Below are 15,234 nucleotides of genomic sequence, written 5' to 3'. Positions count from 1 at the left end.
GGAGATTTCTTTACTGATCAACCCCATGGTCAATAATGGGATATACAGGTAAATATTTTTAAGTACATCGGTAAACATACCATACATGGGGTGAGAAAACACCTCGTAGGTCATACCGTTCTCAATGTTGAAATTCATTTTCAGGAAACGCTCAATCATTGTGAATGTATCTGAATAAGCTAATCCCGTTTGTATTATAAAGATGATGAGCACCAACCAGGCAATGGGTGAGAAAAACATGGTGGTAAGCTCAAATCGTGCTATTCTTAGTATTGTTTTCATTTTTTAAATATCAAGATGTTAGTAACAAGAAATGACACTAGTGTCAAGTCAGACTTAGAGCTTTGGGGTAAAACGTAAATCCCCCTCTCCCTTCGGGTATCTCCCCAAGGGGAGAATTGGAAGTGACTTCGCTAAAATATCTTTCCCTTTAGGGAATGCCTGAAAGGCGTTGGGGGATATAAATACCTGAAATTTTGTACTTGACTTATCACTAGTTGCTTCTTTTTGCAATGTCTGTTTTAATTATGCTGACCATTCTTCTGGTCATTAGCAATTTTAGCAAACACATCATCAAGCGAACTTCTTTCGATGTTGATCTCTCTTAAGCGCCAGTTGTTTTTCACACTGTGTCCCACAATATGTTCTGCGACTTCCTGACCAGTGTTAAACACGATACGGGCTTTTTTATCGTCCATCTTTTCGGCTTTTTCAACACCTTCAATTTTCTCTAACTCTTCAACTGTCGGTAATGCCTCCATCGATACCATAATGCTATGTGGTTCGATATAATCATTAAACTGCTCCACCGTACCATCAAAAACGAGGTTACCGTTTTCAATCATCTTAATGTCGTTACACACAGCTCTTACTTCAGATAAGATGTGGGTAGAAAAAATTACTGCTCTGTCTTTACCTACTTCCCTGATTATTTTTCGAACCTCAACAATCTGCACCGGATCAAGTCCGTTGGTTGGCTCATCCAATACTACCACCTTTGGATTATGGATAATGGCGCCGGCAATTCCGGTACGCTGCTGATAACCGCCAGACAGGTTACGAATCAAGCGGTTGCTGAAGTGTGCAATTCCGGTTTTTTCCTTCACATACTCAATGGCAGCAGATATTTTTTCCGGTTCCACACGTCGGAGTAAAGCACAGTAATGCAAGTACTCATCTACTGTGTGATCTTTGTATAAGGGTGCCTGTTGCGGCAAAAATCCAATCTGACGTTTTGCTTCAACAGGATTACTTCTGATGTTTTCACCATTAATCAGCACATCACCCTGAGTTTGATTCAATACACCACACATGATGTTCATAATAGTAGATTTACCGGCTCCGTTCGAGCCCAGAAGACCCAGGATTCCGTTTTTATAAATATCAAAACTGATATCTTTAACAGCCCAGTCTGTGCTATATTTATGCGAGAGGTTTTTAACGCTCACAATACTTTGGTCACTCATATTATTTTAGGTTAATGGGTACCGGATGAACAGGTTATTCATCCGGTAATTATTGTTTTTAATAAAAAGTGGGGTTTTCGTGTAGGCGCTAATTAGCGCTTTGGGTAACTCAACGGCACCAAATCCTCACCTTTTAATAATTTCTGAATGGTATTGTAAGCCCAGGCTGATTTTTTAGAGTCTTTATATTTCTCGGCTTCTTTGGCAAACTTCTGTGCTACTTCTTTGGCCTCATTAGTTTTACCGGCTTTGTAAGTTAAGTATGAGTAAGCTCCAACAGAGAAGAAGTGAACTGGTTCGCTGTTCATTCCTTCAGTATAATACTGACGGATAAAATCTGCATGTTCCGGCTTCAACTCATTGGCCTTTAACGCTGAGAACCCTATCATAAAGTCAAACTGTAAAGGCTCACCATACTTGTTTTTGTAAGCCATCATTTCTACCACATGCTCCGATTCTTTCTGCTGAAAACGCAACTGATCAGCATCGAACAATTCTTTTGCCTGGTCGGCATAAGTTGGAAAGTCGGCTTTAATACCTTCGAATACTTCATCTACCTTTGTTTCTCTGGCCGCATCGTACAAAGAAGAATTAATCCAACCAACTGAATTATGACTGTCTTTCAGCAATGGAAACTTCTCTTTGTTATTCTTAACAATTTCGTAGAATTTATTGCCATAACGTGCTTGCCAAAAGGCAATTTGCAGAGGCTTGCCCTCCCAACGTTCAGCCTCTGGGTATGAATTATATAGATCCCACATATCATCAGCTGATGGTGGCATATGCTTCTCTGCCATACGGGCATTAAAATAATCTTCTAAAAACTCTGTTTTACGGTTACCCTTTTTGTATTCTTCTTCATACCAAGCCCATGTTTTCTTTTCCAGCCCTAAAGCCAGACGCCCTAAACGTAAAAAACCTGCTTCATCACTCGCACCAATTGAAGTACCCTCATAAATTGAATTTCCGTCGGCATCGGTAAATGTTAAAGTTGGAAACCCTTTTACATTGTATTGTTTAGCCAAAGCCGGCCCTTCGCCCACTTCGGCATCCACTTTATAATTGATAAAATGTTGGTTGTAAAACTCGCCAACTGCGGGCAAGGGAAAAACGTTTTGTGCCATAGCCCGGCAAGGTCCACACCATTTGGTATAAAAATCGATAAAGATCTTCTTGTTTTCTTTTTTAGCTTCCGCTTTACATTCTTCCCAGGTGCCTTGGAAAAATTCCATTCCTTGTGAAAACGCATTAAAGCTTAACAGGCCTGCCACAGCCAATAGTAATAACTTTTTCATTTTGTGTTGATATTTGATTATTTAACGATGTTGTGTTTTTGAGATAAATGGTTAGTGATAAGTGACTAGAGATTAGTGGTAATAAAGTTTGGGAGTTTGAAAGTTAAAGTAGTATTATGGATCGTATCTTTATTTACATTATGGTAATAAAGATACGATCCTTGTATTTTTATTAACGGGTTGCAGGCTGTGGTTCCTTGCCTTGTTCCATTAGTTTCATGTTTGTAAAGCTCCACTTCATTTTTTTACTGTCGTTAAAAGTGTCTGTGAGTTTTGTGTATTTTTTCGCCAGTTCTTGTGCCCCTTTTGCATCACCTGATTTATATTGCAGGTAGGCATAAGCACTTATGGAATAAAAGTGAGGTGGATCAGAGTTAAGCCCGTCTTCAAAATAAGGTAAGCATCTTTTAGCTTGCTTCTTAGTTATGTTTTTAGCGGCAGTAGCAGACGATCCAATTGAGAACCCTGCATTTTCAAACTCACCATACTGGTCGATATAAGCAAAAATCTCTTTCAGGAACTGGTCATTTTTTCCACTCATGCGTAAGTCATCAATACTTAGATACTCCATAGCCTGGTCGTATACACCTGGGAAATCACGTTTAGCAATGGCGCTTATATCATCAGCATTTATTGTTTTATCCCACTTAGTAAGGATTATTGACATACTAATCAAATTTACCACAAAGTTTGCATCGTCTAATTCCGGAAACTTATCACGGTTATCCATCATAACCTGATAGAATTCGTTACCTATTTGAGCAGACCAAAGTACTGTATTGCGGTTGTCACCTTCAAAGCGTTCTGCTTCCGGATAGCTCTTCCACAATTCCATTTCCAATTGCTCATTAGGTGGCATTTGAGTTGCCTGTAATTGTGCTGAAATGTATCCTTCAAGGAAAGCTGTTGATCGATTTCCATTTTTGTATTCGGCCTGATATTCCTCCCAGGTTTTCACCTTTTTACCCAAAGCCATATTGGCAAGTTTAATCATGCCTTCTTCATCGCCATAACCAACGGAAGTACCATTCCAAAGCTCTGATTCATCAGGGTTAACGTATGTGAATGTTGGATAGCCTTTAACCTTATATTTTTTCGCTAACATAGGACCTTCGCCTACTTCAGCATCAATTTTCAGGTTGATAAATTCTTTGTTATAAATATCTCCCACTGACTTTAAAGGAAATACATCTTTAGCAATTGCCCGGCAAGGCCCGCACCACTTAGTATAAAAATCGATAAAGATCTTCTTATTTTCCTTTTTTGCTTCAGCCTTCGCTTCCTCCCAGGTGCCATGAAAAAACTCAATACCCTGAGAAAATACATTGAAACTAATCAGGCCTGCCACAGCCATTAAAAGTAACTTTTTCATTGTAGTAGATATTTGATTATTTAACTAACACAAGTAAGTGAATTACAACAATAAAGCAGGTTAAAAGTTGGCCAATACAGGTTAAATTAGGTTAATGGATTAGAGGTTAGATTTTAATGATTAGCAGTTTGGCTATTCTGTTGAATCGTTGATTTGTCGAATTGTAATTTTGGAAATTGTAAATTACACTAACCGCTACTACACAATTCGACAAATAAACAAATTAGCTTTCAAAAGGATCGTATCTTATTTACATTTTATTGATAAAGATGCTATTCTTATCAATCCCCCTGAATACTATCAAGCAAAATAATCTTTAAAAAGTTCCCCCTTCTCCAAGGGGGAAAACTTTGTTTATTCAAATTCGACAGTTCCAGTTCTGCTGCATCTCAAATGCTCATCTAAACTTCATGGTGACCACTTCGGTCTTCAAGCTTCTGTCTTCGAACTACTATATCACCACACACTTCAACAAACCTTTGTTTGGAGAGGCCAGGTAAATATTGTCTTTACTATCAGACATTACCGGAATGTGGAAACATCCTTCTACTAATTCCTCAATACCTTCAACAAACTTGGCACCTTCGCGGCTATATACTTTAATACGGGTTGGTGCCTTTTCAACTGTGATAACAGCTCCATTATGCAGACGGCGGACACTTACCGGATTACAGCACGAGTGAAAATCATCCAATCCGCGACCACGCTGGCCAAATGACACAATCTTTTTACCATCCATGTTATATCCATCTACACGGAAAGAGCCTAGGTTAGCTGCCAGAATTTCTCCTTTCTCTGAATCCACGTCAAAGTCAAGAATTGAGCAACACGGACGCAAATCTTTAATGGTCGAAAGCAGCTTACCGTCTTTGGTATTGTAAATACCCAATGCACCTTTACCAACATCAGATACTAATAATTTGTCTTTAAAAATACGTGCTCCGGTAGCATACTCACGACCTTCAAGCAAATACTCGTTTTGCTTAACACCTTCTGTATTGAATACATAACATTTAGCTCCCACTTTTTCCATATAAACGGTTTCGCGCCCTCTGAACTTGGTTTTCTTTTCTTTCAACAGAGTTGTTAATACATAAATGCTATTATCCGCATCAGCTGCTATACATGAAGCCAAGCCCTCTGCGACAACCTTGAAGCGGCTCACTTCATTACCATCTGGATTGATAATCTGCACAAAAAAGTCTTTTGGCTCTTCTTTCTTTCCTCCATGCGAATTATAATCATCGTGGATACCAAACTCACTTGATAAAGCAACTATATTGTCATTGTTTAGCACTGCTAAATATTTCACATTGGTATGTGCAGTTCCTTTGTAGGTTTTATCCACCTTATATTTGACATCGTGTGCATTAGCAACAAACTTATCTAATCCTGCTTCGGTTTCAAGCATACCATTCAACATGTTAAACATTTGAGCTACAAACGGATGTTGACGAATCGATTCATCAATCGGTTCAGCCCATTTAGCTAAAGCTTGTGCACTTTGTCCACCTGTTTTTGAAGTTAAACGTACGTAAACAATCTGTGCCACATAAGGATCTTTTGCGTTTAAACGAATATATTCTTTATAGAAGTCTTCTAATTTGTTGTTGTACTTAACCTGCTCTTCCTCAATCTCTTTTTTCTCAGCTTCGGTTTTAGCAGCATAAATGCGCGACTCAAAACTATATGGATCGCCATTTTCTTTATAAAAAGCCTGTGAGGCTTTTCTATAGCGTGCAGCACCATCCTGAACCACGCCTCCAGTCACTTCACTTTCATACGAGCCTTTCGCTCCTTTAATTGTCATGTTAGCATTTTCAGCATAGAAACGGGCAAACCACCCATCCATTCTTTCACCAATGCTCACACTCACTTCTGTTGGAATAGGAAAATCATAATTAAAAGTAAACTGACCATCCTTAATTTCAGTTTCCGCCAACACTTTGTTTTCTCCATCAATGTAGGCTTCCATTTTAACCGTTCCGGTGGTTATTCCTTCAACCGTTCCCGTCAGATTGAAACCACCTTTTTTTTGCTCTTGCTTTGATGCTGAGCCACCACAGCTTGTAATACTTATTGTTAGCACTACTAAGGCTGCACACAAACGAAGTGTCTGAATCATTCGTTTGTCTAATCTAAAGTTGTTCATTTTGTTAAGTTTTATCATGATTATTTAACGATTCTAATTTCGTAAAAGCACCATTGACTTATGGTTAATGCAAAGTGAAGCATGGTTAATTAAGGTTAATGAGTTAGGGGTTAGAAACTAGTGATTAGAGTTTAGTGATCAGATATTAGCGAATAGTGGCTTGATTAATGGCTATTGAGTCCGAAGTCCGGAGACTGAAGATCGAGGTGATTGCAGCCAACTTAATTATTAGTTGTAATTTCAATTCAATAGTTTCCTAAACTACAATGTAGACCATTTCACTTCAATCTCATACAGTAAACATTGTATTAATCCAAAACTTCACAACGGTTTTACTACCTTCTACTCACCAGCTGACATTTACATACTGCCAATAGTCATTAGGTGAGAAACAACAAACAGACTCAAAACTTATCAACTCTAAACTCTTCCCAGTCTTCTAACTACTCATTAGCATACAACTCCTCCATCACTTCCATCAGCTTTTCAGCAGGAATATTATTTCTAACAATTGTTCCGTTTTTATCGAGTAAGAAATTATCTGGAACCTGGTTGATGCCATAAACTTTACTAATTGTATTCTGATAATTTTTCAGTTCTGAAAGGTTTATTAAATCTTGCATAGCATCCTGATTTATGGCCTTTTGCCAGGAAGAGAGTTTGCTGTCGAAGGAGATGCTGACGACTTGAAAGCCCTTTGTTTTAAACTTTTGATGTACATCTTTAAAATACTGATACTCCTTGCGACAAGGTCCACACCACGATGCCCAGCAATTGATAAAGATGTAGCTTTCTCCGTAGTAATCTGATAAACGAGTTATATTTCCTTTAGGCGATACAGCCTGGTATTGTATAAATTGACTACCCACTTGTCGCAGATAACAAGCATTGGCAAAATGCTCAATCTTTTTTAGCTCCTCTTCTTCTTTAAAGGCTGGTTTTAAAAGGGTAACAATCCTCTGTAATAATTCAGCTGATCCCAAGCCTGTATTTAAATATCTAAGAAGGTGCATTACACCCATTATAGATACAGGATGACCGGGATATTCCTTTACAAGTTTTAAGGTACGCAGTAGCAAGTGTTTCTGTACTACTTCGTTTACTTCACAATGATAATTTTGATAGCAACATTCAATTGCTTCTTTATAGCGACTAAGTAATTGATGTGAAAAAGAACCTTTAATGCGTTCTTTGCTTTCATCATTTATATCAGCTTTATAGTTTATTTTTGAGTTTTCAACAATTAACTGACCATAAAAAGAAGTAAAATCTTTGGTATAGAAGTCAAGTTCTGCAGGCTCCGTAACCACCCCTCTTAACGTAAAACGACCATTTTCAACCCAAAATGAATCTTTATGAGTTACTTTATCTGAATGAAAATCTCGGTCGTAGTATAAATATTGATCTTCAAGGCCTTTTATGTTGCCATGTATGATAAAGCCATTGCTTGGTTGATTGCTGATACAAGCCGACAATACAACCAATGCTACAAAGCTAAACTTTTTCATACAGTTAGAGGAATTAAATGAAGGTAAAAGAGTTGAGAAAACAATCCCTCCGAAATGGAGGGATTGTGAGTTATGAGTTTATTACTCGCGCGGATTTTGTTTTATGCTTCCATCACTTGTAATGATAACAGCTTCACCAATTGGAAGTGCCCAATTAATACTGTTGGCAGTCCACGTTACATCACCTCGAGTTAATGATAAACCTGCATCGTGCAGAGCATTTAAACGTTTCATATCGAAAAAACGCATTCCCAACACATGAAACTCACGACGGCGCTCATCAATTACATGGGCAATAGCCTCGGTTTGATTGGCAGCGCTTAGTAAGTGTAAATCAGATGCTACAGCAGCAGCTGAAAAACGTTTAGCTCTCAGAGTATTTAAAGCATCCATGGCCTCCGTTGCTTTATTGTCACGAGCTAAACACTCAGCTTTTATTAACAATAACTCAGGAACAGTAACACCCAAAGGACAATCTACTGATGATCCATAATCAATTCCCCATACATAATTGCCTTCAATATCTCGTCCACACATTTTTGCAACGCGTAAGTCAATATCTTTATCTGGAAATAAAGCAAGCAACTCGTCTGTAAACGTTCCCGCATTTTTCCAATTTGGGTAGTCACCCGTAGAAATCATATACATTTCCTTCATCAAAACGTATTCAGGATTATTTATTCCTGTAGGCAATGCACCACTTACAGCGTCATAATCAATTAAATTTGAATTATGTGACAAAGCAGCATTAGCTTGCGTTAGCGCCTCACTATAATTACCCATGTGTAGGTATACACGAGCCAACATAGCCTGTGCAGCTGCCTTATTGATTCGGTCAATAAATGGGCGCCCTTCATTTAAAAGAGGAATAGCTGTTGTTAGATCTTCAACTATCAATTCATAAACATTATTTACAGACTGGCGAACAATTGACTCTTCCTGATTTGAGTAATCCAATATAATTGGCACACCAGATTCTTCATCAACGGCTTGACTTAAACCATAATGCACACCAAACAAATTAACCAAACGCCAATAAGCATGAGCCCGATGTGTTAATGCCTCAGCTTTATATTGATTTTTAAGATTCTCATCACCCTCTAAATCAGGAAGTACCTGCAAAATATAGTTAGCATTTCCAATACAACTGTAATGAGCATCCCATAGGTTATCTTCTTCATTAGCTCTAAAGAAAATATCATCTAAACGATAAATAGCAGCATAATAACGTCTATATGAATTACTCTCAGCCCAAGCGACATCCTCATCCAACATCTTGATGTTGTCACTTATTAACTGGATTTCATTAGAATTACCATATGTACCAGATAAAAAGTTACCTGCTTCCAGTAAGTCATTGACCTGATCAAGAGTTTCCACAATGGCTTTACCGCGAGGTTGTATATCAACATAGTCGTCGCAGGATGAAAGAAGAACTCCTGCCATTAGTGCGAATAATATTGTTATTTTTTTCATTGTTCTTCAATTTTAAAATTCAAAACGTGCTCCAACTACAAATGATACCGGTACTTTAATACCCGGGCGATAAGCTTGTGCAAAATTACCTCCAAAGCTGATTTGACGACCTGAGAATGGCACTGATTCAGGATCTAAATCCACATTGTTAGCTGTCCAGATTAAGCCCAAATCACGTACCTGGAAAGTAAGGTTAGCTCTTTGAATTCCAACTTTACTCAATAGATCTTTGTTAAGTTGATAATTCAGGGTAATATCCTTTAACCGAATATGAGATGCATCATGCATTCCGTAATTAGATAATGTAAACGCGCTCTTTCGATCATATGATGTTAATTCACCTAAATCTCTTGCATAAGCAGGTATATCAGTATATGCCTCATCACCAGGATTTACCCAGACATTAGCAATATCCTTATGTTTTGATTTGGTATCATCCCAGTTTTGAAAAGCTGCATATTTTGCATTTAGATTTTCCTGGAACACATGTCCAAATTTAAATGTGATTAAAGCTGATAATGTAAACTGCTTATAAGTAAGTACATTAGTTAAACCACCAAAGGTTGGTGAGATAAATGGTTTAGTTGTTACCATATCCTCCTGTGTCATTTCCGTAAACTCAGGATCAGTATAAGAAATGATATCTCCATTTTTGTTATATACTTGAGGATTGCCATTAGCATCTAAACCAGCCCAATCATAACGAACCTGTGAGCTTACATCTTCTCCTATTACTTTGGATCGACTGGCTTGTACATCATAGTAATAACTTGAACCAGTAGTCGGAGCACGCCTACCATATTTCAGCACTTTGTTCTTATTATAGGTAAAGTTTAGGTTGGCATGCCATTTAAAATCATTTTTCCGAATAACATCTCCCCCTAAATTAATCTCAATACCTTTATTTGAAATAGCACCATCATTAGAGTAGACCGGAGGTAAACCATAAGTAGTATTTACTTGCTGCAATACTAACAAATCGCGGCTTTGCTTATCGTAAATATCAACAGTGACATTTAAGCGATTAAAAATGCCCAAATCAAATCCTAAGTTCTTTGTTGTTGTTTCCTCTGGTGCCAGGTTAGGATTTCCAGGACTATCCACTTTTGCGTATGGACGCGTATTTAAATAGTCATAATCTCTATAACCAATAACTGGCATAGTAAATAAACCACGACGCATATTTCCATTCACTCCATACGAAGCACGCAGTTTTAATATATCCAACCACTTAGCTGTTATAAATTCCTCTTTAGCTGCGTTCCATGAACCACTAATCGCCCAATATGGATTAACTGCCAAACGTTTGTTGATACCAAAAGCAGTTGCCTGGTCTAACTTCAATGATCCTTCAATGTTATATTTAGCTTTATAGCTATAACTTAAGTTAGAAAAACTTGAAATAGTACGACTAACCTGATTATCAAGGTAGGTATTATCGTTGTAGAAACTTACATAAGGGCTCAGGTAAGGGGACTTACCATCTACCGATATTGTATTTCCATTTTCAACCCATTCAGAATGATTAAAATTACGATCGTACAAGCCTGTTACATCACTATAACCAACAAAACGTTGTTGATTGGAAATAAAGTCATTCTCTGTTGCTTCCATACCTGCGACACCACTCACGACATGATCTTGAGCAAACACTTTGTTAAAATTAAGTGTCCCTCTTAATACCGTATAGACAGTGACATCTCGCTTCTTCTCTAGCCAATCACCATAAGGAACAGCCCGTGTAACGCCTGAACCATCGCCCGGATCAACATCAATAATATAGCTATTTTGACGCGAGCGCATGTAATAAGAATCAGCTTGTCGGTGATTTCTGGCATTTCCTTCAATACGGTTGTATTGATATTTAATATCAGCTGTTAACCAATTAGTAATTTTATAGTTGACTGCTGCTGCTAAACGTAAGTTGGCAACCTTGTATGAGTTATCCTGATATTTAAGATCCCTGATTGGATCATAACCCGCTTCATCAAACCCAAGACCTAGGAACTCTTCACGATATGGCTGGTAAACATCAGTGACAAATTGTGAATTGCCAGCCGCATCTTTTAGCGTTGCAAAACGCGGTATGTAGTTTCCAGTATAAAGAGCTTCTGTACCAATACCATTGTTAACATCTTCACTGTTTACCAAACTTACATCAAATAAGGTTGATAATTTCTTATTCAATTTGATATCGGTTGTCAATGATAAACTTAATCTTTCAAATTCATCACCAACAATAGGTTTTTCCTCTTTCGAGTGAGTGGCGGTAAAGTTGTAATTAATATAGTTAGATCCCCCATTAATACTTAATGAATTCTGCATTGCAAAACCCGGACGCAAAAATTCATTCTGAAATTCATCCAACACATCATTTTGACCAAGTGCAGCTAATGCAGCATCACGCTTGGCAATATCTGCCTCTGTTTGTCCGCTTGCATAATAAGAAGCCCAAACCTGATCAAAAGCATCCAGGTTGGCATATTTCTGATAGTATTTTGGTTCTGATGGATACTCACCCCATGCCGGATCCCACCAAGGAGGCGCAGATGGTTTGTAATTGATTGCAGTATATGCTCTTGAATCAGTTGGATATAATTCCTGGTAGTTATTTCGAACACGTATTTGCTCTTCTGAACTTGCTAATCCAAAGTCATCAAGATTCTGCTTGGTACCAAACGTCCAGTTAGTAGCAAACGATACAGTAGGTTTTCCTTCTTTACCTCTTTTAGTTGTTATTACAATTACACCGTTTGATGCACGTAAACCCCAAAGTGCAGTAGCTGCTGCATCTTTTAGTACGTCAATTGACTCAATAGTTTCCTGATCAATATCATTAAATGGACCTTCGTAAGGGAATCCATCAACAACAATTAGTGGCTGACGATTTAAGGAATTCCTTGCCTGCATGGCAGGATCAAAAACTTCACCTTCTTCATCAAAGGTACTGATACCCCGAAGAATCAACTCTAAACTTTCTTGTCCACCATCACGTGTAACAGCATTTATATTCAATCCTGTTGCTAAACCTTCCATTCTGTCATCCAGGTTAGTTGTTACCTGTCGCTCTATACTCTCAGATGTTACTTTAACTGCAGCTGAAGTTGCACGAACCTTACTGGTTTTTGTGTAACCTGTAACGACTACCTCATCAATGTTCTCCATATCAGATACCAAAACGATATCAATAACCGTTCTTCCTTCAACTGGAATAATCTGAGTGGCAAAGCCCAGACTGGACACTTCTAATACCAAATTATCCTCTACAGGTGCCTCCAGTACATACTTACCATCAACAGCCGATACACATCCATATGTTGTACCTTTAAAGCATACAGCAGCAAAGGGTAAGGGCTCACCTTTTTCGTCTTTTACAGTCCCTGTGATTTTCATTTTCTTCTCCTCCTGTTGTTCTTCAATAGCAACCGGCTTTGGTTCTGGTGCTTTACGCTGGATTACGTAAACCCCATTTTTTAATTCAAATGATAAGCCTTTATCAGCCAATATTTCAATTAAAATCTCTTCTATCTCACCTTCAGTATTAATGTCAAGATTTGAAAATGCTTCCACATCTTCGTTACTAAAAGCAAATACAAAGTCTGTTTGGGACTGAATTTTCCAGAATAAATCAGCCAAAGCGATATTACTTTCCTTAATCTTTACTCTGCTTCCCTGAGAGTAAACACTTGCAGAAACCTGCAACATCCCGATTAATAAAAACGCAACAGACAGTTTCATAATCCTGTACAGTTTTGTCATCTTTCTTCCCACAAGAAAGATGGGTTCTCGATTTTTCTTCATACTTTTGATATTGATTATTTAACGAATGAGCTGAGTGCCAATCAGCTTGTGATTTGCAGGGGATAGTGCCAATATCCCCTGTTTTTTTGGTTAATTCTTTGTAGATTTCTGTTTCTTAGTTAATGGATTTAATTACAATATTATTTTCAAAAATTTCAAATTTAACTTTATTTGTTGCTTCCAGAATTTCGAGCATGTCATCAATCGAATCATAACGATTGGTGTACAAAGAGAAACGTTTTCCTTTCATGCTTTCATTCTGGTAAAATATATTTAACTGATACCAACGTGCCATGTCTCGCATGATTCTCTCTAGTTGTTTATTATCATAGACAAATTTCCCGTCTTTCCAGGCCGCATATATATTGGCATCTACTTTATTTATAACAATCTGATTTGCATTTTGCTCAATAACGGCCTGTTGATCGGGCGAAAGAATAACGCTCTCCTGCATAGCATCTAACTCAATACTTCCTTCAACCAAAGTTACTACATCGGCCGTTTCATCTTCATAAGCCCGCACGTTAAATTCAGTGCCAAGTACCTTTATACGTTTGTCTTTAAAATTCACATAAAAAGGACGATTACCATCTTTCGCAACTTTTAAATACACTTCTCCCTTAACGAATATTTCCCGTTCTTCTCCTATAAATCGCTCAGGATACCGCAATTGCGATTCAGCATTTAACCACACTTGTGTACCATCTTCCAGCGTCAGGTTAAACTCCCTACCCTTGGATGTGATCATTGTATTAAATCGTAACTGCTGCTTGTTATTGCCACCATTATTTGCTGTATAATCAGCTCCCAGCGAATCCAGGTTAATGTGCGTTCCTGACTTTAGTATGTCAATCAATGTATCAGCACTGGCAACTTCAACGGTACTTCCATCATGTAAAGTCAGTACTGCTTTATTTTCTCCAGGTTTTATCTCATATGCTTTGGCATAGTCCTTACGCTTACTAATGTCATCGGTTAGCTGATAAACTGCAAAAAACAATACCAAAGGCACCATAACGGCGGCGGCATATGACATCCAACGTCCGATGCTTCGCTGTGGTTTGATCTTCTTATCCATGACCAACCAAGCGATGTCGCTGGCAAATTTATCGTATATAAGAGTTTGCTTTAATAGGTTCTGTTTATTTGTAATTTTCTTAAACAGACGGTGATTCTCTTCATCTTCCAGCCACTTCTCCAATACCTGCCGATCAGTATCGGAGAGTTCACCCTTTAGGTGGCGTGCTATTAATTCAGATATATTTTTGTTGTTGGTATGCATACAATCTTCCTTGTTTGCTACCATAACACGGAGGGGTACAATGTGGGTGACACTTTTTTAACTTTTCTTTAACCTTAATTTGCATAAAACAACTATCGAGCTGATTATATAGCACTTAGGGAGAAGGTTTTTTTTGAATGGTTTTGGGGTTCAAAGTTTAGTGTTTAGTGTTTAGTGTTCAGGGTTTAATGTTTAGAGTTTAGGGGTTTATAGAGGGGAATCCGATAATTATAGCAGCAAATGATCAAATTAACGAATTCGCAGGTAAATATTTAAACTCCTCAACTTTACAAATAAACAATTTCTCACTTCGACAAACCTACATCTACACCAAAACAATTAATACCCAATGCATCCCGCCCAATCGTTCACGAAGCGTTTTATAGGCTCTCTTTTTAAGGGTTTTAACCGTATTAACTGAAATATTGAGTTCCTCAGCTACTTCAATATTGGTGAGACCATTCATAGAGTTGATAACAATTTCGCGTGCCTGAGGCGACAGATCTTTAATGGCCTTATGCACTTCAGCATATACCATTTCTTCAATCTCCCGTTCCATGGCATCGTCGTGCTGTTGAAACTCACTTAATTCTTCTTTGTTTCGTTCTTTGACCTTCTCGTGGCGAATAATATTCAGGCAGCTATTTCGTACTGAAGTAAACAGATAACTGCGTAAAGCACTTTCACTAGCGAAATCGCTTCGACTGTTCCATACGGTCAAAAAAACTTCCTGCACAGCATCAGCACTTCCGGCAGTATCTTCGAGGTATTTATAGGCAAATGAACATAATGGGGTATAAAACTCTTCAAAAATTTCTTTGAAGGCTTTTTTACTACCATCTCTCATTTTAGCTACAGCGCCTGAAATTTGTTTCACCGGGT

At 38.0% G+C, this 15,234-nt stretch carries 10 protein-coding genes; all 10 read right to left on the bottom strand.

All coding sequences use genetic code 11. The features are described 5' to 3' along the window. Positions 1-282: hypothetical protein (locus AC4MRQ_RS11695; RefSeq protein WP_491197855.1), on the bottom strand; the 282-nt coding region annotated here is incomplete at its 3' end. A 239-nt stretch (positions 283-521) separates the two neighbouring features. After that, positions 522-1,466: an ABC transporter ATP-binding protein gene (locus AC4MRQ_RS11690; protein WP_491197854.1), complete on the bottom strand. Its 945-nt coding sequence runs from the start codon at positions 1,464-1,466 to the stop codon at positions 522-524. A 92-nt stretch (positions 1,467-1,558) separates the two neighbouring features. Further along, entirely contained in the window at positions 1,559-2,761 is a 1,203-nt protein-coding gene (locus AC4MRQ_RS11685; RefSeq protein WP_491197853.1) for a thioredoxin family protein, read from the bottom strand. Positions 2,762-2,933: 172 nt separating this feature from the next. Then, positions 2,934-4,133, bottom strand: coding sequence for a thioredoxin family protein (locus AC4MRQ_RS11680; RefSeq protein ID WP_491197852.1), 1,200 nt, complete (start codon positions 4,131-4,133; stop codon positions 2,934-2,936). A 451-nt stretch (positions 4,134-4,584) separates the two neighbouring features. Further along, positions 4,585-6,285, bottom strand: a complete 1,701-nt coding sequence (locus AC4MRQ_RS11675) for a DUF4369 domain-containing protein (protein ID WP_491197851.1) — start codon at positions 6,283-6,285, stop codon at positions 4,585-4,587. Between the two features lie 443 nt (positions 6,286-6,728). Further along, on the bottom strand, positions 6,729-7,793 hold the full coding sequence (locus tag AC4MRQ_RS11670) for a redoxin domain-containing protein (RefSeq protein ID WP_491197850.1): 1,065 nt from the start codon (positions 7,791-7,793) through the stop codon (positions 6,729-6,731). A gap of 81 nt (positions 7,794-7,874) precedes the next feature. Next, positions 7,875-9,269 carry a RagB/SusD family nutrient uptake outer membrane protein gene (locus tag AC4MRQ_RS11665; RefSeq protein ID WP_491197849.1) on the bottom strand — a complete coding sequence of 465 codons (1,395 nt, stop codon included), beginning with the start codon at positions 9,267-9,269 and terminating at the stop codon, positions 7,875-7,877. 12 nt (positions 9,270-9,281) lie between these two features. Continuing rightward, entirely contained in the window at positions 9,282-13,007 is a 3,726-nt protein-coding gene (locus AC4MRQ_RS11660; protein WP_491197848.1) for a SusC/RagA family TonB-linked outer membrane protein, read from the bottom strand. 178 nt (positions 13,008-13,185) lie between these two features. Continuing rightward, positions 13,186-14,352, bottom strand: a complete 1,167-nt coding sequence (locus AC4MRQ_RS11655; RefSeq protein ID WP_491197847.1) for a FecR family protein — start codon at positions 14,350-14,352, stop codon at positions 13,186-13,188. 325 nt (positions 14,353-14,677) lie between these two features. Continuing rightward, the coding region (locus tag AC4MRQ_RS11650; protein WP_491197846.1) for an RNA polymerase sigma-70 factor at positions 14,678-15,234 on the bottom strand (557 nt) is incomplete at its 5' end.

The organism is Carboxylicivirga sp. (genome assembly GCF_982718395.1).
This window is presented reverse-complemented; position numbering and strand designations above follow the sequence as displayed.

Coding starts and splice junctions, on each gene's coding strand:
- AC4MRQ_RS11670 (WP_491197850.1), bottom strand. CDS start 7,793: ATGAAAAAGTTTAGCTTTGTAGCATTGGTTGTATTGTCGGCTTGTATC.
- AC4MRQ_RS11675 (WP_491197851.1), bottom strand. CDS start 6,285: ATGAACAACTTTAGATTAGACAAACGAATGATTCAGACACTTCGTTTG.
- AC4MRQ_RS11690 (WP_491197854.1), bottom strand. CDS start 1,466: ATGAGTGACCAAAGTATTGTGAGCGTTAAAAACCTCTCGCATAAATAT.
- AC4MRQ_RS11665 (WP_491197849.1), bottom strand. CDS start 9,269: ATGAAAAAAATAACAATATTATTCGCACTAATGGCAGGAGTTCTTCTT.
- AC4MRQ_RS11660 (WP_491197848.1), bottom strand. CDS start 13,007: ATGAAACTGTCTGTTGCGTTTTTATTAATCGGGATGTTGCAGGTTTCT.
- AC4MRQ_RS11680 (WP_491197852.1), bottom strand. CDS start 4,133: ATGAAAAAGTTACTTTTAATGGCTGTGGCAGGCCTGATTAGTTTCAAT.
- AC4MRQ_RS11655 (WP_491197847.1), bottom strand. CDS start 14,352: ATGCATACCAACAACAAAAATATATCTGAATTAATAGCACGCCACCTA.
- AC4MRQ_RS11685 (WP_491197853.1), bottom strand. CDS start 2,761: ATGAAAAAGTTATTACTATTGGCTGTGGCAGGCCTGTTAAGCTTTAAT.